Here is a 19,718-nt window from a genome sequence, read left to right as displayed (position 1 = left end):
GATGCACCGCCAAACCCGCGTCAAACGTGCCTAGGTTCATCATGTATGAGGGTCAAGATGTTCCTGCCCGCGCTGACCGAGGCGATCAGCCCGCTGTTCCGGCCCATCAAGTACTCGCTGTTTCCCCCGCTAGGGCTGGCCACGCTGGCCGGCTACCTGCCCGCATCGGCTCAGGTGTCCATTCACGACGAACACGTGCAGCGGCTCGACCTCGACGACGGTGAGGTGCCGGACCTGGTGGTGGTGCAGGTGTACATCACCTCGGCCCGGCGTGCCTACGAGATCGCCGACCACTATCGGGCGCTGGGATCCTATGTGGTGCTGGGCGGGCTGCACGTCACCTCGCTTCCCGAGGAAGCGGCCCAGCACGGCGACACCATCTTCCTGGGGCCGGGCGAGGACACCTGGCCGGTCTTCCTGCGCGACTGGGCCCAGGGCGTGGCCAAGGCGCGCTATGTCTCGGTCAACCGCAGCCTGGCTTCGCTTCCGCCGATCCGGCGCGATCTCATTCAGCGCGAGCGTTATCTGGTACCAAACTCAATAGTGGTTTCAAGAGGCTGCCCTCACCATTGCGACTTCTGTTACAAGGACGCCTTTTTCGAAGGTGGAAAATCTTTCTATACGCAGACCGTCGACGCGGCTCTGGCCGAGATTGATCGCCTTCCCGGCCGGCATCTCTACTTCCTCGATGACCATCTGTTCGGCAATCGGCGCTTCGCCGAGGCGCTGTTCGCCGGGATGCGGGGAAGCAATCGGCTGTGGCAGGCCGCCGCCACCGTCGACGCGGTCCTCGCGCCGGGGCTGCTGGAGCAGGCGGTCGCGGCCGGGCTGCGCAGCCTTTTCGTGGGATTTGAGACGGTCAATGCGCCCAATCTGGCGGAACAGCGCAAGCGGCAGAACGTCGGGCGCGACTACGCCGCGGTGGTGCGCCGCTTGCATGACAACGGTGTGATGGTCAACGGCAGCTTCGTCTTCGGCATGGACGGCGACGGCCCGGACGTGTTCGACCGCACCGTCGATTGGGCGATCGGCGCCGGCATAGAGACGGCCACCTTCCACATCATGACGCCCTATCCGGGAACGGCGCTATTCGATCGGATAGCGGCGCAAAATAGGCTGCTGCATCGGGATTGGGAACGCTATGACACCCGCCAAGTGGTGTTCGAGCCGCGGGGAATGGCACCGTCGCAATTGGAGGCAGGCTATTGGCGTGCCTATAAAGACTTCTACCGGTGGGGCTCGATCTGGCGCGGGGCGTCGAGCAAGCCCACCACGCGCGGGCGGCTGCGGCATATGGCCTATTCGGCCGGATGGAAGAAATTCGAACCGATGTGGAACGCGCTCATCCGGGGGCGTCAGGTGCTGCGGGCACTGCCATTGCTGGAGTCCGTGCTGTCAATGAAATGAATTTCCTGATTGTAAATCATAGTTGTCAATATTGCTAAGTATCGCTGGAGTCGCATACCTTCCTTGCAAGCCCGGCCAACCCGGGCGTCTTGAGGGAGGGACACATGAAACAAGCACTGCGCGCTGTCGCGCGCCTGGGCGTCGTCGCGCTGCTCGGCATGACCGTGAGCGCCGTGGCGGCGTCGCCGGCGCAAGCCGATCCAGTTTTCCCGCAGGTGGTGGGCGGCACCCTGGCCGCTCAGGGGGAGTTCCCCTGGATGGTGCGGCTGTCGATGGGATGCGGCGGGGCGCTTTACACCCCGACGCTGATCCTCACCGCGGCCCACTGCGTCGGCGCCACCGGTAACAACACCTCGATCGGCGTGACCCAGGGCGTGGTCGACCTGCAGGACCCGGCCCGCATCACCCGCACCTCCAACTACGTGCTGCGCGCCCCGGGCTACACCGGCGACGGCAAGGACTGGGCGCTCATTCGCATGTCCAGCCCGATCAACGGCGTGCCGCTGCTCCCGCTCGCGACGGACACGTCGCTGCACACCGGCAACTTCCAGGTTATGGGCTGGGGCGCGACCGCCTCAGGCGGCGGCCAGCAGCGCTTCCTGCGCAAGGCGGAAGTGCCGTTCATCACCGATACCCAGTGCGCCAGCGCCAGCGGCTACTCCGGCCTGATCCCCAACGAGGAGATCTGCGCCGGAAACTGGACCAATGGTGGCGTCGACACCTGCCAGGGTGACTCCGGTGGCCCGATGACCAAGCGCAACGCGGCCGGTAACTGGATCCAGATCGGCATCGTCAGCTGGGGTATCGGCTGCGCCGGCGCCATGGCGCCGGGTGTCTACACCGAGGTTCGCTTCTTCGCCAACGACATCTGCAACGCCGCCAACACCATCGGCGGTTGCCAGGGTGCGCCCACGGGCCCGGCCGTGACCAACCCAGGCGCGCAGAGCAGCGTCGTGGGGACAGCGGTAACCCTTAACAACAGCGCAAGCGGCGGCACCCCGCCTTACACATGGTCGGCCACCGGCCTTCCGCCCGGCCTGGCCATCAACTCCTCCAGCGGGCAGATCACCGGTACACCCACGACAGCGGGCAGCTACAGCGTGACGATAACCGCCAGCGGCGGAGGCAGCGGCTCGGCCAGCTTCACCTGGACAGTGAGCGCGGTCGGCGGCTGTGGCGCGGTCACCAGCGGCACCGACGTCACCATCCCGGACAACACCACGGTCTTCAGCGACATCACGATCGCGGGCTGCGCCGGCAACGCCTCGGCCACCTCGTCGATCCAGGTGACGATCGTGCACACCTACCGCGGCGACCTCGTCGTTGACGTGATCGCCCCGGACGGCACCGTCTACAACCTGCTCAACCGCTCCGGCGGCAGCGCGGACAACGTCAACCAGACGTTCAGCCGCAACCTTTCCAGCGAGGTCCGCAATGGCCTGTGGCGGCTACGGGTACGTGACGCCGCCACACTGGACACCGGATTCATCGACAGCTGGACGTTAACTCTGTAACGAACGCATCGGTGGGGCTCTCTGCTTGGATGGGAGGGCCCCACGTTGGTGTGTGCCGGATTATGTGACGGTTCTACATGGCTGGTAACCGGGGCTGGCCGTACGTTTCTGGCTCATGACAACGCCGTTAGCGCTTGTGGCGCGTGGGCTGAGCCGCGACTTCAGGGGATTCCGGGCCGTCGATGCGGTCGACCTCGAGGTGGCTGCGGGGACGGTGCATGCGCTGGTCGGGCCGAACGGGGCCGGCAAGACCACGTTGTTCAACCTGCTCACCGGATTTCTGGCGCCCACCTCGGGAAGAATCGAGCTGGCGGGGCGCGATGTCACCGGGCTGCCGCCGGAGGCTGTGGCGCGCCTGGGGGTGGCCCGCTCGTTTCAGATCACCAGCCTGTTCGGGCAGCTCACCTCCGGCGAACATGTGGAGCTCGCGCTGCAGGCCGCCCAGGGTGGTGGCTGGCGGTTCTGGCGGTCGGACAAGCTGTTGCACCGTCATCGCCCGCGAGCGCGGGAGCTGCTCGCCATGGTGGGGCTCGGCGAGCTGGAACAGTCCAAAGCGGACAGTCTGTCCTATGGCCGCAAACGCGCCCTTGAGCTGGCGCTTGCCCTTGCCCTCGATCCCCAGGTGCTCCTGCTCGACGAGCCCACGGCCGGGATGGGCATGGAGGACGTCGAGCGCACCATCGAGCTGATCGGCCGGGTACGCGAGGGCCGCACCGTGGTCATGGTGGAACACAACATGAGCGTGGTCGGCGCGCTCGCCGATCGGGTCACCGTGCTGCAGGCCGGGCGGGTACTCGCCGAGGGCAGCTACGAGCAGGTGCGAGCGGACGAAGCCGTGATCACCGCCTACCTGGGGAGCGGTTCCCATGCTGCACATTGAGGAGCTGTCCGCCTCCTACGGCGAAGCCAAGGTGCTCACCTCGGCCGGCCTGTCCGTGGCGCAGGGCGAGGTGGCCACCCTGTGCGGGCGCAACGGCGCGGGCAAGACGACGCTGCTGCGCTGTGTGATGGGCCTACATCCCGGCTCCGGAAAGGTGTCGCTCAACGGCACCGACCTTCGTGGCCGCAAGCCCTTCGAGCGGGCGCGGCTCGGCCTGGGCTGGGTGCCCGACGACCGCGGCGCCTACGCCACCCTGACCGTGGCGGAAAGCCTTGCCCTGCCGCCGATGCGCAGCGGGTGGTCGCTTGAACAGATCTACGAGGCCTTCCCCAACCTCTACGCCCGGCGCGGCTCCATGTCCACCAAGCTTTCCGGCGGCGAGCAGCAGATGCTGGCGCTCGCCCGCGCGCTGCGGATGGGATCGCGGGTGCTGCTGTGCGACGAACCCACCGAAGGACTGTCCCCGCTGCTGGTGCAACGCGTCGGCGAGATCCTGCGGCAGGCCAAGCAACAGGGCATCGCCGTGCTGCTCGTGGAGCAGAACCTTCACTTCGCCGCAGAAGTCGCGGACAGCTATTACCTCCTCGCCTCCGGCCGCGTTCAGCAGACGTCGCCAGCGGACAAGGACCTTCTCACCTATCTAGGAGTGTGAATAGATGCGCAAGATAGCCCTCCTTTGCGGCGTCGCCCTGGTGGCCGCCGGCTGCGGCGGTGGCGGCCCGTCCACCTCGGGCGGCGGCAAGCTTTCCGACGACAAGGTCGTGTTCGGGGTGCTCAACGACCAGTCCGGCGTCTACGCCCAGCTGTCCGGCAAGAACTCGATCAAAGCGGTGGAGCTCGCGATCGCGGACTACAAGGCCAAGTACGGCGACAAGGCGGTGGCGAAGAACATCGTGGTGGAGGCCGCCGACCACCAGAACAAGCCCGATGTCGCCAACGCCAAGGCGGCCGAGCTCTACGACCGCAAGGCGGTGGACGCGATCCTTGACGTGCCAACGTCTTCGGCTGCCCTCAAGGTGGCTGACGTGGCCAAGGAGAAGAAGAAGCTCTACTTCAACATCACCGCCGCCACCATGGACCTGACCGGCAAGTCGTGCAACAAATACACCTTCCACTACGCCTACGACACCTACATGCTGGCCAACGGCACCGGGAAGACGGTGACCGATCAGGGGGCCAAGAGCTGGTACCTGGTCTACCCCGACTATCTGTTCGGCCAGGACATGACGGCCTCGTTCGAGGCGGCCGTCACCAAGGCCGGTGGCAAGGTCGTGGCGAAGGACCCGGCGCCCTTCCCCAACGCGTCGGGAGACTTCTCCACGTATCTGCTCAAGGCGCCCAACCTGAACCCGAAGCCGGACGTGCTCGGCACCATGCAGGCGGGTGCGGAGCTGGTCGCGCTTGTCAAGCAGTACAACGAGTTCAAGCTGCGCGAGAAGGGAGTGGGGCTCGCGGTCGGGCTGATGTTCCTCACCGACATCCACTCGCTGACCCCGGATGCGCTGGCGGGCACCACCTACACCGATGCGTGGTACTGGAACTACGATCTGCGCAACAGGGAGTTCGCCGACCGGTTCTTCCAGGCCACCGGGACCCGTCCCACCTTCGCCCACGCGGCGAACTACTCGGCCGCGTTGCAGTACCTGGAAGCGGTACAGGCCAACGGGACCGATGACGCGGACACCATCGTCAAGTACCTCGAGGGCCGTACCGTCGAGGATGTCTTTCTGCGCTCCGGCAAGATCCGCGCCGAGGACCACCGGGTGGTGCACGACGCCTATCTCGCCAAGGTGCGCTCGTCCAAGGAGGTCAAGGAGCCTTGGGACTACGTGGACGTGCTCAAGACCATCCCGGCCGCTGACGCCTTCCGTGCGCCCTCGGCGGATTGCAAGCTCTGATGCTGCAACACGTTTTCAACGGCCTGGTCGGGGGGAGCTTTCTGGCTCTGGTTGCCCTCGGCCTGGCCGTCATCTTCGGCATGCTGCGCGTGGTGAACTTCGCCCACGGCGCGATCTACATGCTCGGCGCGTTCGGTGCGCTGGCCCTTACCGGGGAAGCGTTCTGGGCCGCGTTGGTGGTGGTGCCGGTCGGGCTCGGGCTGCTCGGCATGGTGCTGGAGCGCACAGTGGTCAACCGGCTGGCCCGGCTGGATCCGCTCTACAACTTCCTGCTCACGTTCGGGTTGACGCTGGTGCTGCAGGATCTGGTGAAGTGGCGCTACGGCGTGCAATCCAGCCCCTATCCCACCCCGGCCGGGCTGGGCGGCTCGGTGGACTTCGGGCTGTTCGACTTCCCGGCCTACCGCGTCTTCGTGCTCGTGGTGGCCGCGATCGTCTGCTTTGGAGTGTGGTTCCTGCTCTCCCGCACCCGGCTGGGCCTGATCGTGCGGGCCTGTACCGAACGTCCCGAGCTCAGCGCGGCCCTGGGCGTCAACGTCGGCCGGTGGGTGACCCCCGTCTTCGGCTTCGGCGTCGCCCTGGCCGGCCTGGCCGGGGTGCTGGCCGCGCCGATGCGGGCGGTGCACCCGTTGATGGGCGCCGACCTCATCATCGTGGTTTTCGCCGTGGTGGTCATCGGTGGGCTCGGCTCCATCTTCGGCTCGGTGGCGGCGGCCTTCGCCATCGGGGTGCTGCAGGCCCTGAGCGAGGCCTACCTCGACAGCGCGCTGGTTTCGCAGATCCTCGTCTACGTCGTGATGGCGGCGGTATTGCTCTGGCGCCCTTCGGGTTTGTTCGGCCGAGAGGAGTCCCCGGCATGACCGAGTCGTCAGCGCTTGTGGCGCAAGAAATGGCCGAGGCGGAGCGGCCCGGGCCGGAGCCGCGCGGGAGTGCCCTCAGGCGCAACGCACGTTGGCTGTTGCTCGCGGCGGCGGTGGTGTTCGCGCTGTGGCTGCCTTTTGGGCTGTATCCGGCCGTGGCGGTGGAAATCCTTTGCTGGGCGCTGTTTGCGGTCGCGATCGATCTGCTGCTGGGCTATGTGGGGCTGATGTCCTTCGGGCACGCGGCGTTCTGGGGCACCTCGGCCTATGCGACCGGGCTGGTGGCCATCCATTGGGGTCTGCCTTTTCCGCTTGCCGTCCTATGTGGAGCGTTGACGGCGACCGTGCTCGCGGTGCCGATCGGATACCTGGCGGTCAAGCGGACCGGCATCTACTTCGCGATGGTGACGCTGGCCTTCGCCCAGATGATTTACGTCGTGGCGAACAAGTGGAGCTCGCTGACCGGGGGAGAGAACGGGCTGCAGAGCGTGCCGCGTGCTATCACCGACAACTTCTACTTCTATTATGCCGCGCTGCCTATCGTGTTCGGCGGGCTATTCCTGGCTTGGCGGATCGTGCATTCGCCCTTCGGCCGCGTGCTGGTCGCGATCCGCGACAACCCTTCGCGGGCTCGCGCGCTCGGGTATGCGGTGCACCGGTACAAACTGATGGCCTTTATGCTTTCGGCCTTTCTGGCTGGGCTCGGCGGCGGGCTGTTCGCCATGGGGCACCGCTTCGTCTCGCTGGAAACCTTGCACTGGACCACTTCGGGCAAGGCCGTGATCATCGTGGTGCTAGGCGGGATCGGGACGCTGTGGGGCGGGCCGCTCGGCGCGGCGGCGATCGTGCGGCTGGAGGACTGGCTCTCCTTCTCCGGCTTCGAGCAGATCGGCCTGGTGACCGGCGGCATCTTCGTGCTCACGGTGCTGCTGTTCAGGCGCGGAGTATGGGGGACGCTGTTCAAACGCCGCTAGACTGTGGCTTGAGTCACATCCGATACGGAACCGTTCCGTATCGGATGTGCAAAGCGTAACGTCGCCACCGTGATAACAGACAACACGGGGCACCCCAGGCGCTGGGCCATCCTCGGGGTTCTTGTGGTCAGCCTCCTGGTCGTGGTCCTCGACAACACGGTCCTCAACGTGGCCATGCGCACGTTGGCTGACCCGGTCAACGGTCTGGGCGCTACCCAGAGTGAGCTCGAATGGGCGATCAACTCCTACACGCTGGTCTTCGCCGGGCTGCTGTTCAGCTTCGGCGTCCTCGGCGACCGGTGGGGCCGCAAGCGCATGCTGCTCACCGGTCTGGTCCTGTTCGGCCTGGCATCGTTGCTCTCGGCCTACTCCAAGGACCCCGGCCAGCTCATTGCGGCGCGGGCCTTCATGGGTCTGGGTGGCGCGGCCATCATGCCGGTGACGCTTTCCATCATTTCCAACGTCTTTGACCCGCGCGAGCGGCCCAAGGCCATCGGCATCTGGGCGGGCTCGGTCGGCCTGGCCGTGGCCATCGGCCCGATGCTGGGCGGCTTCCTCCTTGAGCACTTCTGGTGGGGCTCGGTCTTCCTGATCAACGTGCCGATCGTGCTGCTCGGTCTGGTGGCTGTCTTCATCCTGGTACCGGAGTCGCGTGACCCCAAGCCCGGTCGCCTCGACCTGGTCGGCGTGCTGCTGTCTGTCGTCGGCCTGGTGGCGCTCACCTACGGCATCGTGGACGGGGGCGAGCACGGGTTCGACCAGCCGGGCGTGTGGGCGTGGATCCTCGGCGGCGTCGCGGTTCTGACGGCGTTCATCTACTGGGAGTCGCGCACGAGCCACCCGTCCCTGGACGTCAAGCTCTTCCGCGACGGCCGCTTCTCGGCCTCCATCGCCACCATCGGCCTGGTCTTCTTCGCCTCGATGGGCGTGTTCTTCTTCGCCGGTTTCTACCTGCAGGTGGTACGCGATCTGTCGCCGATGCAAGCCGGCGCCATGTTCCTGCCGTTCGCCGTCGGCCAGATGGTCTTCGCTCCGCTGAGCACGACCTTCGTGAAACGCTTTGGCATCAAAGCGGTCGCGGCCTCGGGCATCGGGCTGGCCGCGATCAGCTTCGCCACCATGATGACCTTCCAGCTGGACACCCCGTTCTGGTGGATCGTCATCGTGTTCCTCGCCATGGGCGCGGGTATGGCCAACGTCATGCCGCCCGCCACCAACACCATCATGGCGACGCTGCCCCGGGAAAAGGCCGGTGTCGGCTCCGCCATCTCCAACACCGTTCGCCAGGTGTCGGCGGCGCTGGGAGTGGCCGTGCTCGGCTCGGTGGTGGCCGGAGTCTACCGGGGTGAGGTCACCCCGGCCGCGGACGCTCTGCCGGTCCCGCTTCAGGACCCGGCGAAGGAATCCATCACCGGTGCCTACGGAGTCGCCGAGAAGGCAGGCCCCGCGGCTGGTCAGCTGGTCACCGCGGCCAACGACGCCTTCGTCAGCGCGATGCACTGGGCCGCCCTGGGCTCCACCATCGTCGCCGTGATCGGCGTAGTGGTGGCCCTGGTCTGGTTGCCGCGCCGCACGCCCGCGCCTCCGCCCGCACCAGCACCCGTTCCCGAGCGCGAGCTAGTAGTGTCAGCACAATGACGATGTCTCATGCCACGGACACCGCGCGGGCAGGTCGCCCGCGCAGTGCCCGTGCGCATGAGGCGATCCTCGACGCCATCCTGGAGCTGATCGCCGAGGGGATGAGCGTCGATGCGCTCTCCATCGAGGCGGTCGCCGCACGGGCCGGCGTGGGCAAGGCCACCATCTATCGGCGCTGGCCCAACAAGCAGGCGATGCTCAGCGAGGCGGTGCAGGAGCTCAAGGGCCCGGCGCCGCATCCGGTCGGCACCGGCGTGCGGGAGCGGCTCATCTCGCTCGTTTCCAAGATCGCGGCCGGTGACGAGCGGGCGGCCCGCATCTTCCCCTGCATGCTTCCCGAGATGCTGCGCAGCCAGGCCGCATATGAGCTGTGGCAGGAAATCATCGAGCCCCGCCGCGAGATGATGCGTGAGGTGCTGCGTCAGGGCATCGCCGACGGCGAAGTGCGCGCGGAGATAGACATCGAGGCGGTGTGCGCGGTCCTGACCGGGCCTGTCCTGGTGAGCCGCGTGATGCGGTGGAATCCGCGCCTTGACGACGCGGCCCTTCCAGGACAGGTGGTCGACGTGGTCTTGTCCGGCATCGCAGCGCCGGCCTGACGGCAATGCCGCGCGTTGCTTCGCACGCGCCAGAATTACAGCATGTGCTTAGCCAGGAAGCTGTAAAAGGCTTTTATGGCTTCGTCGGTACCGACACCGGTCATCACCACCGAGACACCGTGCTCGCTTCCCTTGGCCACCAGCAGCTGCGCGTCCGGGCTTGCCGTGCTCGCGGCGTGCATCGCCTTGGCGTTCTCGGTGTAGGTGGACTCGCCTATGGCGGCCATGTAGAGCACCGGCATCGTCAGCTTGGGCGCCGCGGACAGCGCGTCGGCGCCGCCGAAGTTCGCCGGTGCGGAAAGGGCGATCACGGCCTGTACCGGTGGGGTGATGGTGGCCGCCGCGGCCACCACGGCCGTGCCGCCCATCGATCCCCCGGCGAGCGCCACCTTCGTCGCCCCCTCGGCGCGGATCGCTTTCACCGCCTCGGCCACGTCAGCGGCCCGGCCGGCGCTGGTGCCCACCTGGGAGCCGCCGAAACCGGCGAAGTCGAAGGCCAGTACCAGATAGCCTTTCTGCGCCAGCTCATCCGCGGTGATCAGCCACTGGCAGACCGAGCCGCCGTTCTGATGGGCGAGCACGACGCCGGTGGTGCCCTTGCCGAGCACGATGCCGACCAATTTGGAGTCACCGAAGGTGATGTGCTTGGCGGCCGTGGTGGATTCGAGGCAGCCCGGCCCGGCCTTGCGGCTGGGGGCCGCGGGCACGGCAGGCGTGGGCGTCGTCGCACACGCGGCCACTGCGGCAACGGCGAGGAGGAACCAAAGTTTGCGCATGCTGTCCTAGACAGCTGCAGGGGCCTGCGCGGAGGGAAGGCTCATCCGGTGGAACGAAGCCGGTGCAGCCGCAGGGCCAGCTGGACCTCAAGGGCGCGTTCGGGTTTTTGCCAGTCCGGGCCGAGCAGCTGGGCCACCCGTTCCAGGCGCTGGGTCACCGTGTTGACATGCACGTGTAACTGCTCGGCGGCCCTGGCCAGGCTGCCGCCGCTGCCGAAGTAGCACTCCAGCGTGCGCAGCAGGGCTGTTCCGCGGCGGGAGTCGTAGTCGATGACGACTCCGATGGCCGAGCGCAGGAACGCGTCGACGTCGCGGTCCTGTCCTTCCTGGATGGAGCCGAGCAGCAGCCCGACGAAGCCGAGCTCGGTGCTGGAGGCGCCGTCGCCCGCTCGGCCGAGGGCGGCCAGCGCGCTCGCGCACCGGTCGGCCTCACGGAAGGCGGCGGCGAGATCGGCCGTTCCGCTGGCCGGGCCGGCCGCGCCGGCGGTGACCGGCCGGTTCACGACTCGACCCAGCTCCTTGGCCACCGCCCGGGCCGCGGAACCGGCGTCTTCGCCGGGCAGCATGAGCACTATCCGGCCGTCGCGCGCGGCGGCGAGCCCGAAGCGTTGCCCGGCAAAGGTGTGCGCCCACGACAGCGCCCGCTGGCGGGCTGCCCCGGAACCGGCGACCGGATCGTCCACGCAGACCATGACATGTGGGCGGTCGACATCGACCTGCAGCCGGCGGGCCCGGTCGCGCAGCACCTCGGCATCGCGGACCGGCCGGGCGATCAGGTCGTCAAGCAGCTCCCCGCGCACACGCCCCTCCGCGTCGGCCACCGTTCGCCGGAACAGCAGCAGCAGCGCGGTGACCAGGGCGGCGCGTTCCAGGATCTGCTCGTCGGCGTCGGCAAGCTCTTGATGGGGCTTCAACACCAACGCGCCCATGTATTCCGCGGCCCCGGTCGAGGCGCCCGCGATGATGGCGGAGTACCAAAATGATCCACGCCGGACACTTCGCCCGTCCGAACGCGACGCCGACACCGCTTCGTTGATGACCGGCTGCTCCGGCGGGTCGATGGTGCCCACCCGGGCCAGGGTGCGCCCGTCGGCGTCGAGCACGAGCAGCCCGCCGCCGAGCACCTCGGCCACCGCGGCGGCGACCTCCTCCACCCCGCCGCCGCGCACCACCAGCGCCGTCATCCGGTCGTGGGCGGCCGCGGCCCGTTCCACCGAGGCGCTGTGGGCAGAGATCTTGACGTGGGCGGCGGAGAGCTCGGTCAGCGCGGTCTGGGTCTCGGAGAGCAGGCGCGCGGTGTCGATGGCGACGGCCGCGTGCGCGGCCAGCGACACCAGCAGCGCGACCTCCTCGCGGGCAAACGGGCGGGCCGATCTGTTCGAGGCGTAGAGCACTCCGATGACCCGTGAACCCAGGCGCAGGGGCACGCCCAGGATGGCGACCAGGCCTTCCTCCCGTACCCCCTCGTCGATGTCCCCGGTGTGCCGGAAACGGGAGTCCTCGGCGTAGTTGGCGGTCACGTAGGGCGTGCCGGTCTGGGTCACCAGACCGCCCAGGCCGGTGCCCAGGGCCAGGCGAAGGCGCTGGAAGCGGGCGGAGATGGAGCCGTCGGTGACCCGCATATAGGTGTCGCCGATGTTCTCGTCGGTCAGCGTCATGTAGGCGACGTCGGCGTTGAGCAGGTTGCGGGCCCGGTGCACGATCGCGTGCAGTACGGCGTCCAGATCACGCAGACCGGCCAGGTCGCTGGCGGTGTCGAACAGGCCGGACAGCTCGGCCTCACGCCTTCGCCGCCGCTCCAGCAGCCCGCGCACCCGCAGCGCGACGACCTTGGCCTCCTCCAGCTGCGCCAGCTGGGCCCCGCTGGCGCCGTTGGCGCGCGCCTCGACCAGCGGGCCCTCGAATTCGATCGGCGCCGCCTCGCGCGCCAGGAGCTCGAGGAACAGCTCAGCGGTCGGCACCGCGCCGCGGCCCCTTGGCGTCGCGGTCGCGGGGAGATCACCGTTGCTGAGCATGCGGTTGCCTATCGTCCTCACTGGGCGGTCCAGCCACCATCCATCGCTATCGACGTGCCGGTGATGAAAGAGGCGGCTGGAGTGCAAAGATACGCGGCCAGCTCGGCAACCTCGGCCGGCTCGATGAGCCGCTTGATGGCCGCCTTCGCCAGCATGATCTTTTCGATCACCTCAGCCGGCGGGATGCCGTGGGTGCGGGCCTGATCGGCGATCTGCCCCTCGACCAGCGGGGTACGGACATAAGCCGGGTTGATGCAGTTGGCCGTCACCCCGTGCGGGGCGGCCTCGACCGCGACCACCTTCGTCAGCCCCTCCAGCCCATGCTTGGCGCTGACGTAGGCGGCTTTGAACGCCGAGGCGCGCAGGCCGTGGACAGAGGAGATGTTGACGATCCGGCCCCAGCCCTGGTCATACATGTGGGGCAGCACCTTCTTGCTGAGCCGGAAAGCGGCCCACAGCATCACCTCGTGCAGGTGGCCGAAACGTTCGTCGTCGAACTCCTCGACCGGCGACACGTGCTGCAGCCCGGCGTTGTTGACCAGCACATCCACTTCGGCGGGCAGGCCGCGCAGCGCGTCGGGGTCGGCCAGGTCCGCGCGATAGGCCACGCCGCCTATCGCCGCCGCCACCCGTCCCGCGGAGTCGCCGTCGCGGTCGACGATGAGAACCTTTGCCCCGGCTTGCGCCAATCGCGCGGCGCAGGCCTCGCCTATTCCGCTGCCGCCGCCGGTCACCATCGCGGTCCGCCCTTGCAGGTCCAGCCGTACCACACCCATGGCGCATGAAGTTACGAGCGTGTGAAGTTACGGCACATGGCTTCGCGGCACACACCTCGTGGTGCTTAGGTGTGCTGCGGCACTTCGGTATGGTGTCGTACATGCGTACGGTCCGTGTGCTCGGTGTTGACCCAGGCCTGACCCGGTGCGGTGTCGGCATCGTCGACGGCGCCCCGGGCCGGCCATGTTCGCTCGTCGACGTCGCCGTGATCACCTCAGATCCGGGTCAGGACATCACCGACCGGCTGCTCAACCTCGAGCGGGAGCTGACCGTCCTGATCGACAAGCACCGGCCGGAGAGCGTGGCCGTGGAGCGGGTGTTCAGCCAGCACAACGTGGGCAGCGTGATCGGCACAGCCCAGGCCTCGGCGGTGGCGATCCTGGCCGCCGCCCGCTTCGGCCTGCCGCTCTACACCTACACTCCTAGCGAGGTCAAAGCCGCCGTGACCGGCTCGGGTCAGGCGGACAAGAAGCAGATGACGACGATGGTGACCAGACTGTTGCGATTGGACACACCACCGCGTCCCGCGGATGCGGCAGACGCGCTCGCGCTGGCGATCTGCCACGTGTGGCGCGGGGGCACCAAGCAGAAGCTGGAAAACGCGCTCCGAAAGGCCATATCGAATGATCGCTAGTGTGGCGGGCACAGTGGCCGCGATCGGGGCCGATGTGGCCGTGGTCGAGGTGGGCGGGGTCGGGCTCGCGCTGCATTGCGCCCCGGCCACCCTTTCGGCCCTCCGCATTGGACAGACCACCCGGCTGGCGGCTTCGCTGATCGTGCGGGAAGACTCGCTGACCCTGTTCGGTTTCGCCGACGACGACGAGAAGCACCTCTTCGAGCTGCTGCTGACGGCTAGCGGGGTCGGCCCGCGGATAGCGCAGGCCGCGCTCAGCGTGCACTCGCCCGAGGTGCTGCGTTCGGCCATCTCGTTGGGGGACACCTCGACGCTGACCCAGGTTCCCGGCATCGGGAAGAAAGGCGCTGAGCGGATAGTGCTGGAGCTGCGCGACAAGGTGGGCGCGCCCAGCCCGCTGCCGGTACAGGGTGGGCGCCCCCAGGCGTGGACCGAACAGGTGCGCCAGGGCCTGATCGGGCTGGGCTGGAGCCAGCTGCAGGCCGACCAGGCGGTGTCGGCGGTGGCGCAAACCATTGACGGGACAACGCCTCCGGTACCGGTCCTGCTCAAGCAGGCGATCCGGCTGTTGGGTAAGAACCGATGAGCTCGCTGGTGAGCCCGCTGGCCGCGCCCGAGGAGCGCGACGCCGAAGCCTCGGTGCGCCCCAAGCGCCTGGCCGAGTTCGTGGCCCAGGAGCGGGTGCGGGAGCAGCTGGAAGTGTTGCTGCACAGCGCCATCAAGCGCGGCTCCCCGCCCGATCACATCCTGTTCTCCGGGTCGCCCGGCCTGGGCAAGACCACCCTGGCGATGATCGTGGCGGCCGAGCTGGGCGGCGGGTTGCGGATGACCTCCGGGCCGGCCATCGAGCGGTCCGGGGATCTGGCGGCGATCCTGACCGGGCTGCAGGCCGGGGATGTGCTTTTCATCGACGAGATTCACCGCATCGCCAAACCGGCCGAGGAGCTGCTTTACAGCGCGATGGAGGACTTCCGGGTCGATGTGGTGGTGGGCAAGGGCCCAGGGGCGACCGCGATCCCGCTCGACGTCGAGCCGTTCACCCTGGTTGGTGCGACGACCCGGTCGGGTCTGCTGACCGGCCCGATGCGCGACCGTTTCGGTTTCGTCGGCCATCTGGAGTTCTACGAGGGCAGCGAGCTGGCGGTGCTGCTGAAGCGCACGGCGCGCATCCTCGGTGTGAACGCGACCGAGGAGGGCATCGAGGAGATCTCCGGCCGGTCCCGGGGCACACCCCGCATCGCCAACCGGTTGCTGCGCCGGGTTCGTGACTATGCCGAGCTGCGCGCCGAGGGGGTGGTGACCCTGGACACGGCCCGCGCTGCGCTGAAGGTCTATGACGTGGATGACATCGGTCTGGACCGGCTCGACAAGGCGGTGCTTTACGCCCTGGTTGTCTCGTTCAACGGTGGCCCGGTCGGCCTTTCCACCCTCGCCGTGGCGGTGGGGGAGCAGCCCGACACCGTCGAGGAGGTCGTGGAACCGTTCCTGGTGCGCGCTGGGCTGCTGGCTCGCACTCCGCGGGGCCGGGTGGCGACCGCCGCCGCGTGGCGTCATCTCGGGTTAAATCCACCAAATGGTATTTTTGGGGTTGGCGTTGACACGACGCCCGATCTGTTCTCAGGTTCGTAATCTTAACGTGATCTCTACCGCATGTGTGCGAACGGCTGCATAGCGACTAGACTTCCGGCGATCCGAACGGTCGATAGCCGCCTCTGGTTGGCGTGCCCTGGTGGGCGCCCTGGAGGCCATTTGGAAGGGCACTCACAGTGCTGTTTGCATACGAAGCGGCGCCCGCAAGCGGCGGCGGCAACATCTGGGGCACCGTCGGCATGTTCGCCGTGCTTTTTGGCTTGATGTATCTCATGTTCATCCGTCCGCAGTCAAAGCGGCGCAAGGAAGCTCTCAAGATGCAGAGCGAGCTTGGCGCGGGTGACAAGGTCATCACCATCGGTGGGCTGCATGGCACCGTGAGCCGCGCCGACGACAAGACCGTCAGCATCGAAGTCTCGCCCGGCGTTGAGCTCACCTTCGAGCGCGCGGCCATTTCCCGCATCGAGCAGCCGACCACAGCCGCCGAGGCTGAGCCGGACACCTCCCTCGACGAGCCGGTGAGCCCGATCCAAGAGACCAAGAAGAAAGTTTGATCTTCTTAGAAACTCCACCCGTCCATCTCTCCCTGTCCGGCCCGATGCCGGGCGGGGCCTGTTAGGGGAGACTCGACAGCCGTGGCACCACCTCAAAAACAGATGCGACCAGGCAGGCAGCTGGCCTTCCTCGGTGCCATCTTTGTCATCCTCGGGGCAATAGTCTGGTTCGGCGGTAAGGGCGGCTGGCAAGACCGCCTTGAGCCCCGACTCGGCCTCGATCTGGTCGGTGGCACGCGAGTCACCCTGGAGGCCACGACCCGGGATGGCAATCCCCCGAGCCGCGAAGACCTCGAGCAGGCCCGTCAGATCATCGAAGACCGGGTGAACGCCCGAGGCGTGGCCGAGGCCGAGGTGGTGACCGAGGGCGATCGCAACATCGTGATCTCGGTGGCCAGCGTCGCCAAGGACGCCCTCAGCGACGTGGGCCAGGCCTCGAAGCTCTACTTCCGCAAGGTGATCACCCTGACCGACGGCAGCGGTCCGGCTGCCGCCCCGGCCAGCCCGACCCCGGGCGCGACCACCAGCCCCGCGGCCAGCCCGGCCGCGACCAGCACGCCGTCGCCGAAGGCGTCCGGCACCGGTGGCGGCGCGGCCGCGGAACCGTCGGCCACCCCGACCCCGGCACCCACCACGAGCGCCTCGCCCGGCGCCACTGGCGAGGCGACCCGGCGGCTCACCGAGGCCGAGCTGAAGGCCAAGGTCGGCGCGGCCGCCTGGGACGCAGGCAAGGGGCTTACCGCTGTCCCGACCGACGCGGCCGTCATCGAGACGCTCAAGCCGTTCGGCAACCTCGCCGCGCGCTACGAGGTGACCTCGCTGCCGCCCGAGATGCAGTACTACATCCCGCAGATCACCTGCGAGAAGCTCGACCGGCGGGTTCCCGGCGCGATCGACAAGGCCGATGAGAAGGCGGTGGCCTGCCAGGGCCAGACCAAGTTCTTCCTCGACGTCGCGAAGGTCGCCGGCACCGACATCGACAAGGCCACCCCGCAGATCGAGCAGAACACCGGTCAGCGTGTGGTCAGCCTGACCTTCCAGGGTGACGGCCAGACCAAGTGGACCGAGCTCACCCGCGAGGCCTACGGCAACACCGGCGATCCCAAGTGCGACCAGGCCGCCCTCGGCGACCAGGGCAAGTGCCTGGTGGCCGCGGTGCTCGACAACAAGATCGTCTCCGCTCCGGAGATCCAGGGCGTGCTCACCAGCACCTCGCAGATCAGCGGCAACTTCGACGCCAAGTCCGCGCAGGACCTGGCCGACGCGCTGAACTTCGGTGCCCTCGCGGTCACCTTCGGCGAGGCGGAGAGCAAGGCGGTCACCGCCACCCTGGGCGAGGAGTACTTGCAGGCGGGTCTGCTGGCGGCCGGTATCGGTATGGCGCTGGTCATCGTCTACTCGTTCTTCTACTACCGCCTGCTGGGCTCGGTCATCTTCCTGTCGCTCGTGCTGTCCGGTCTGCTGACCTTCGGCATGCTGGTGTTCCTCGGCCGGGAGATGGGCTTCACGCTGACGCTGGCCGGAATCGCAGGCTTCATCGTCTCGCTTGGTGTCGCGGCCGACTCGTTCGTCATCTATTTCGAACGTCTTAAAGATGAGATTCGAGAAGGCCGCAGCCCCCGCAGCGCAGTGCAGCGCGCCTGGATCCGGGCTCGTAAGACGATCCTGACCGCCAACGCGATCTCGTTGATGGCGGCCGTGATCCTCTATCTGTTCTCGTCCGGTCCGGTGGCTGGCTTCGCCTTCGCCCTTGGTCTGGCCACCGCGCTCGACCTGCTGGTGGTGTTCCTCTTCCGGTATCCGATCATGGCGTTGTTCGCCCGGACCCCGGCCTTCCTCTCCCCGCGGATCAGTGGCCTCGGCCGCGTTCTGCGTGAAGCAAAGGAGACCAACTGATGGCCAACTTCGGCAATATCGCCAACCGGCTTTATCGCGGTGAGGCCAACCTCAACATCGTCGGCAAGCGCCGGCTCTGGTTCAGCGTCGCCGGCGGCGTCGTCGCCGTCTCGATCCTCGCCCTGATCATCTTCGGGTTCAAGGCGGGCATCGAGTTCTCTGGCGGCAACGAGTTCCAGGTCCCGGTGAAGGTCGGCAGCCTTTCACAGGTCGAGCAGGTGGTCACCGACGCGGTGCACGCGGTTCAGCCCGACGCCAAGATCCAGACCGGTCAGCAGATCGGTGACGGCACCGGAGCGGTCTACTCGGTGCGCACCCCGACCCTGTCGGACACCGAGACCACTCAGGTGCACAACGCCATCGCCGAGAAGTTCGGGCTGGATCCCAACGACGTCATCGGCAGCCGGGTCAGCGCCTCCTGGGGCGAGCAGGTGTCCAACCAGGCCCTGCTGTCGCTCGCCATCTTCCTGGTGGCCGTGACCGCTTACCTGTCGGTGCGTTTCGAATGGCGCATGGCCGTGGCCGCGGTCGCGTCGCTGGTCTTCAACCTCATCGCTACGGCGGCGGTCTACTCGATTGTCGGCTTCGAGGTCTCGCCCGCGACCGTCATCGGCTTCCTGACCATCCTTGGTTTCGCGCTCTACGACGTCGTCGTGGTCTTCGACAAGGTGCAGGAAAACACCCGCGGCATCACCGGAAAGAGCAACGAGACCTACGCCGAGGCCACCAACCTCGCGCTGAACCAGACCTTCATGCGGTCCATCAACACCTCGCTGGTGGCCCTGCTGCCGGTCGGTGGTCTGCTGTTCATCGGGGCCGGCCTGCTCGGCGCGGGCACCCTGAAGGACCTCGGTCTGGTGCTGTTCATCGGTATGGGCATGGCCGTCTACTCGTCCCTCTTCTTCGCCACCCCGTTCCTGGTGTGGCTCAAGGAGATGGAGCCGGCGATCGCCAACCACACCAAGCGCGTTCTGGCCCGCCGGGCCGCGCCCAGGGTGGCAGCGGACACCCCGGCCCAGAAGTCGCCGGTCGGCGCCCCTGCGCTGGCAGGTGCCACGCCGAAGACCGGTGCCAAGCCGGTCCAGGCCAAGTCCGGCGGTGCCGCCAAGGGCGCAGCCAAGCCCGGTGTGCGCCCCGCGCGCCCCGGCGGCAAACGCCGCTAGCCGCAACACTTTTCGACCCCGGCGTTCTCTTGAGCGTCGGGGTCGTTTTTTTATATTCGCCGGCCCGTCGTGGTCGCTGTCCGCAAGCTCCCGCGCGGCAACGAATGTCCGTGCGTAGTCACCCTCGGCGGCTGCGCCGCCACCCCACCCCGCCCTGCCCGCCCCACCCCTTGCCGCGCGCGCCGCCCCACCTCTCTCCACCCCTGCCGCGCGCCGCCCCACCTCTCGCGCGCCTCCCCCTCTCGCCAACCCCGCGCCCACGTCGCCGCCGTACCGTGCAATGCGCTCCGCCCCCGACCAGGGGGAGGTGTCTTCCTTCCGCGCACCTTTGCTCTGCACCCATAGACGCAATTTCATGGTCAATGTGCGTCTATGGGTGCAGAGCAAAGGTGCTGCGTAACAACACCTCACCTCCGCTTTCTCGTGACAATCTGGGGCAGCGGCGAAGGCAGCAAGACCGCTCAGCGGCAGCAGACCACGACACCGCACAGCGGCGGCGGGCTGGCGGTGGGATGGGCGGGAGCGGTGTGGGGTGGTTGCGGT

18 protein-coding genes are annotated in these 19,718 nt (G+C 67.7%); 15 read left to right on the top strand and 3 right to left on the bottom strand.

Annotated elements, in window-relative coordinates:
* Positions 1 to 45 precede the first annotated feature (45 nt).
* The 9 genes from Rhe02_RS21770 (at position 46) to Rhe02_RS21730 (ending at position 9,770) form a co-directional block, all read left to right on the top strand.
* On the top strand, positions 46 to 1,407 hold the full coding sequence (locus Rhe02_RS21770; protein ID WP_203910143.1) for a B12-binding domain-containing radical SAM protein: 1,362 nt from the start codon (positions 46 to 48) through the stop codon (positions 1,405 to 1,407).
* Between the two features lie 104 nt (positions 1,408 to 1,511).
* Positions 1,512 to 2,921 (top strand): trypsin-like serine protease, encoded by a 1,410-nt coding sequence (locus tag Rhe02_RS21765; protein ID WP_203910142.1) that lies wholly within the window; start codon positions 1,512 to 1,514, stop codon positions 2,919 to 2,921.
* Between the two features lie 115 nt (positions 2,922 to 3,036).
* Positions 3,037 to 3,801 (top strand): ABC transporter ATP-binding protein, encoded by a 765-nt coding sequence (locus Rhe02_RS21760; protein ID WP_203910141.1) that lies wholly within the window; start codon positions 3,037 to 3,039, stop codon positions 3,799 to 3,801.
* Positions 3,788 to 4,453 carry an ABC transporter ATP-binding protein gene (locus tag Rhe02_RS21755; RefSeq protein ID WP_203910140.1) on the top strand — a complete coding sequence of 222 codons (666 nt, stop codon included), beginning with the start codon at positions 3,788 to 3,790 and terminating at the stop codon, positions 4,451 to 4,453. Before Rhe02_RS21760 ends, Rhe02_RS21755 begins: the two co-directional genes overlap by 14 nt.
* A 4-nt stretch (positions 4,454 to 4,457) precedes the next feature.
* Positions 4,458 to 5,699, top strand: a complete 1,242-nt coding sequence (locus tag Rhe02_RS21750; protein ID WP_203910139.1) for an ABC transporter substrate-binding protein — start codon at positions 4,458 to 4,460, stop codon at positions 5,697 to 5,699.
* Positions 5,699 to 6,559: a branched-chain amino acid ABC transporter permease gene (locus Rhe02_RS21745; protein WP_203910138.1), complete on the top strand. Its 861-nt coding sequence runs from the start codon at positions 5,699 to 5,701 to the stop codon at positions 6,557 to 6,559. Before Rhe02_RS21750 ends, Rhe02_RS21745 begins: the two co-directional genes overlap by 1 nt.
* 29 nt (positions 6,560 to 6,588) lie before the next feature.
* Complete coding sequence (locus Rhe02_RS21740) at positions 6,589 to 7,533, top strand: branched-chain amino acid ABC transporter permease (RefSeq protein WP_203910221.1); 945 nt, start codon at positions 6,589 to 6,591, stop codon at positions 7,531 to 7,533.
* A gap of 69 nt (positions 7,534 to 7,602) precedes the next feature.
* The gene (locus Rhe02_RS21735) at positions 7,603 to 9,171 is read left to right on the top strand and encodes an MFS transporter (protein WP_239123971.1); all 1,569 of its coding nucleotides are present in this window, start codon (positions 7,603 to 7,605) and stop codon (positions 9,169 to 9,171) included.
* Complete coding sequence (locus Rhe02_RS21730) at positions 9,168 to 9,770, top strand: TetR/AcrR family transcriptional regulator (RefSeq protein ID WP_308442005.1); 603 nt, start codon at positions 9,168 to 9,170, stop codon at positions 9,768 to 9,770. Before Rhe02_RS21735 ends, Rhe02_RS21730 begins: the two co-directional genes overlap by 4 nt.
* 35 nt (positions 9,771 to 9,805) lie before the next feature.
* Here Rhe02_RS21730 and Rhe02_RS21725 read toward each other — a convergent pair whose 3' ends face one another.
* From Rhe02_RS21725 to Rhe02_RS21715, 3 genes are read right to left on the bottom strand one after another with little or no spacing between them, the layout of a single operon-like run.
* Positions 9,806 to 10,546 (bottom strand): alpha/beta hydrolase family protein, encoded by a 741-nt coding sequence (locus Rhe02_RS21725; protein ID WP_203910137.1) that lies wholly within the window; start codon positions 10,544 to 10,546, stop codon positions 9,806 to 9,808.
* Positions 10,547 to 10,587: 41 nt separating this feature from the next.
* Positions 10,588 to 12,561, bottom strand: a complete 1,974-nt coding sequence (locus tag Rhe02_RS21720) for a helix-turn-helix domain-containing protein (protein ID WP_203910136.1) — start codon at positions 12,559 to 12,561, stop codon at positions 10,588 to 10,590.
* A 17-nt stretch (positions 12,562 to 12,578) separates the two neighbouring features.
* The gene (locus tag Rhe02_RS21715; RefSeq protein ID WP_203910135.1) at positions 12,579 to 13,337 is read right to left on the bottom strand and encodes a 3-hydroxybutyrate dehydrogenase; all 759 of its coding nucleotides are present in this window, start codon (positions 13,335 to 13,337) and stop codon (positions 12,579 to 12,581) included.
* Positions 13,338 to 13,438: 101 nt separating this feature from the next.
* On the opposite strand from Rhe02_RS21715, the gene ruvC reads away from it, so the two are divergent.
* From ruvC to secF, 6 genes are all read left to right on the top strand, one after another.
* Positions 13,439 to 13,972 carry a crossover junction endodeoxyribonuclease RuvC gene (gene ruvC, locus Rhe02_RS21710; protein WP_203910134.1) on the top strand — a complete coding sequence of 178 codons (534 nt, stop codon included), beginning with the start codon at positions 13,439 to 13,441 and terminating at the stop codon, positions 13,970 to 13,972.
* Complete coding sequence (gene ruvA, locus Rhe02_RS21705) at positions 13,962 to 14,558, top strand: Holliday junction branch migration protein RuvA (protein ID WP_203910133.1); 597 nt, start codon at positions 13,962 to 13,964, stop codon at positions 14,556 to 14,558. The genes ruvC and ruvA overlap by 11 nt, the downstream gene beginning before the upstream one ends.
* Entirely contained in the window at positions 14,555 to 15,601 is a 1,047-nt protein-coding gene (gene ruvB, locus Rhe02_RS21700) for a Holliday junction branch migration DNA helicase RuvB (RefSeq protein ID WP_203910132.1), read from the top strand. The genes ruvA and ruvB overlap by 4 nt, the downstream gene beginning before the upstream one ends.
* A 200-nt stretch (positions 15,602 to 15,801) precedes the next feature.
* Positions 15,802 to 16,116, top strand: a complete 315-nt coding sequence (gene yajC / locus Rhe02_RS21695; RefSeq protein ID WP_203910131.1) for a preprotein translocase subunit YajC — start codon at positions 15,802 to 15,804, stop codon at positions 16,114 to 16,116.
* A gap of 102 nt (positions 16,117 to 16,218) precedes the next feature.
* Positions 16,219 to 18,012 carry a protein translocase subunit SecD gene (gene secD, locus Rhe02_RS21690; RefSeq protein ID WP_239123970.1) on the top strand — a complete coding sequence of 598 codons (1,794 nt, stop codon included), beginning with the start codon at positions 16,219 to 16,221 and terminating at the stop codon, positions 18,010 to 18,012.
* The gene (gene secF / locus Rhe02_RS21685; RefSeq protein WP_203910129.1) at positions 18,012 to 19,175 is read left to right on the top strand and encodes a protein translocase subunit SecF; all 1,164 of its coding nucleotides are present in this window, start codon (positions 18,012 to 18,014) and stop codon (positions 19,173 to 19,175) included. Before secD ends, secF begins: the two co-directional genes overlap by 1 nt.
* Positions 19,176 to 19,718 lie beyond the last annotated feature (543 nt).

It is taken from the genome of Rhizocola hellebori (assembly GCF_016862955.1).
Classification (GTDB): Bacteria; Actinomycetota; Actinomycetes; order Mycobacteriales; family Micromonosporaceae; genus Rhizocola; species Rhizocola hellebori.
This window is presented reverse-complemented; position numbering and strand designations above follow the sequence as displayed.

Excerpts from the sequence above, each read along its gene's own strand:
- Rhe02_RS21745 (WP_203910138.1), top strand. The coding sequence starts at position 5,699 with ATGCTGCAACACGTTTTCAACGGCCTGGTCGGGGGGAGCTTTCTGGCT.
- Rhe02_RS21765 (WP_203910142.1), top strand. The coding sequence starts at position 1,512 with ATGAAACAAGCACTGCGCGCTGTCGCGCGCCTGGGCGTCGTCGCGCTG.
- ruvB (WP_203910132.1), top strand. The coding sequence starts at position 14,555 with ATGAGCTCGCTGGTGAGCCCGCTGGCCGCGCCCGAGGAGCGCGACGCC.
- Rhe02_RS21755 (WP_203910140.1), top strand. The coding sequence starts at position 3,788 with ATGCTGCACATTGAGGAGCTGTCCGCCTCCTACGGCGAAGCCAAGGTG.
- ruvC (WP_203910134.1), top strand. The coding sequence starts at position 13,439 with ATGCGTACGGTCCGTGTGCTCGGTGTTGACCCAGGCCTGACCCGGTGC.
- Rhe02_RS21740 (WP_203910221.1), top strand. The coding sequence starts at position 6,589 with ATGGCCGAGGCGGAGCGGCCCGGGCCGGAGCCGCGCGGGAGTGCCCTC.
- Rhe02_RS21770 (WP_203910143.1), top strand. The coding sequence starts at position 46 with ATGAGGGTCAAGATGTTCCTGCCCGCGCTGACCGAGGCGATCAGCCCG.
- yajC (WP_203910131.1), top strand. The coding sequence starts at position 15,802 with ATGTTCGCCGTGCTTTTTGGCTTGATGTATCTCATGTTCATCCGTCCG.
- Rhe02_RS21720 (WP_203910136.1), bottom strand. The coding sequence starts at position 12,561 with ATGCTCAGCAACGGTGATCTCCCCGCGACCGCGACGCCAAGGGGCCGC.
- secF (WP_203910129.1), top strand. The coding sequence starts at position 18,012 with ATGGCCAACTTCGGCAATATCGCCAACCGGCTTTATCGCGGTGAGGCC.
- secD (WP_239123970.1), top strand. The coding sequence starts at position 16,219 with ATGCGACCAGGCAGGCAGCTGGCCTTCCTCGGTGCCATCTTTGTCATC.
- ruvA (WP_203910133.1), top strand. The coding sequence starts at position 13,962 with ATGATCGCTAGTGTGGCGGGCACAGTGGCCGCGATCGGGGCCGATGTG.
- Rhe02_RS21725 (WP_203910137.1), bottom strand. The coding sequence starts at position 10,546 with ATGCGCAAACTTTGGTTCCTCCTCGCCGTTGCCGCAGTGGCCGCGTGT.
- Rhe02_RS21715 (WP_203910135.1), bottom strand. The coding sequence starts at position 13,337 with ATGGGTGTGGTACGGCTGGACCTGCAAGGGCGGACCGCGATGGTGACC.
- Rhe02_RS21750 (WP_203910139.1), top strand. The coding sequence starts at position 4,458 with ATGCGCAAGATAGCCCTCCTTTGCGGCGTCGCCCTGGTGGCCGCCGGC.
- Rhe02_RS21730 (WP_308442005.1), top strand. The coding sequence starts at position 9,168 with ATGACGATGTCTCATGCCACGGACACCGCGCGGGCAGGTCGCCCGCGC.
- Rhe02_RS21760 (WP_203910141.1), top strand. The coding sequence starts at position 3,037 with ATGACAACGCCGTTAGCGCTTGTGGCGCGTGGGCTGAGCCGCGACTTC.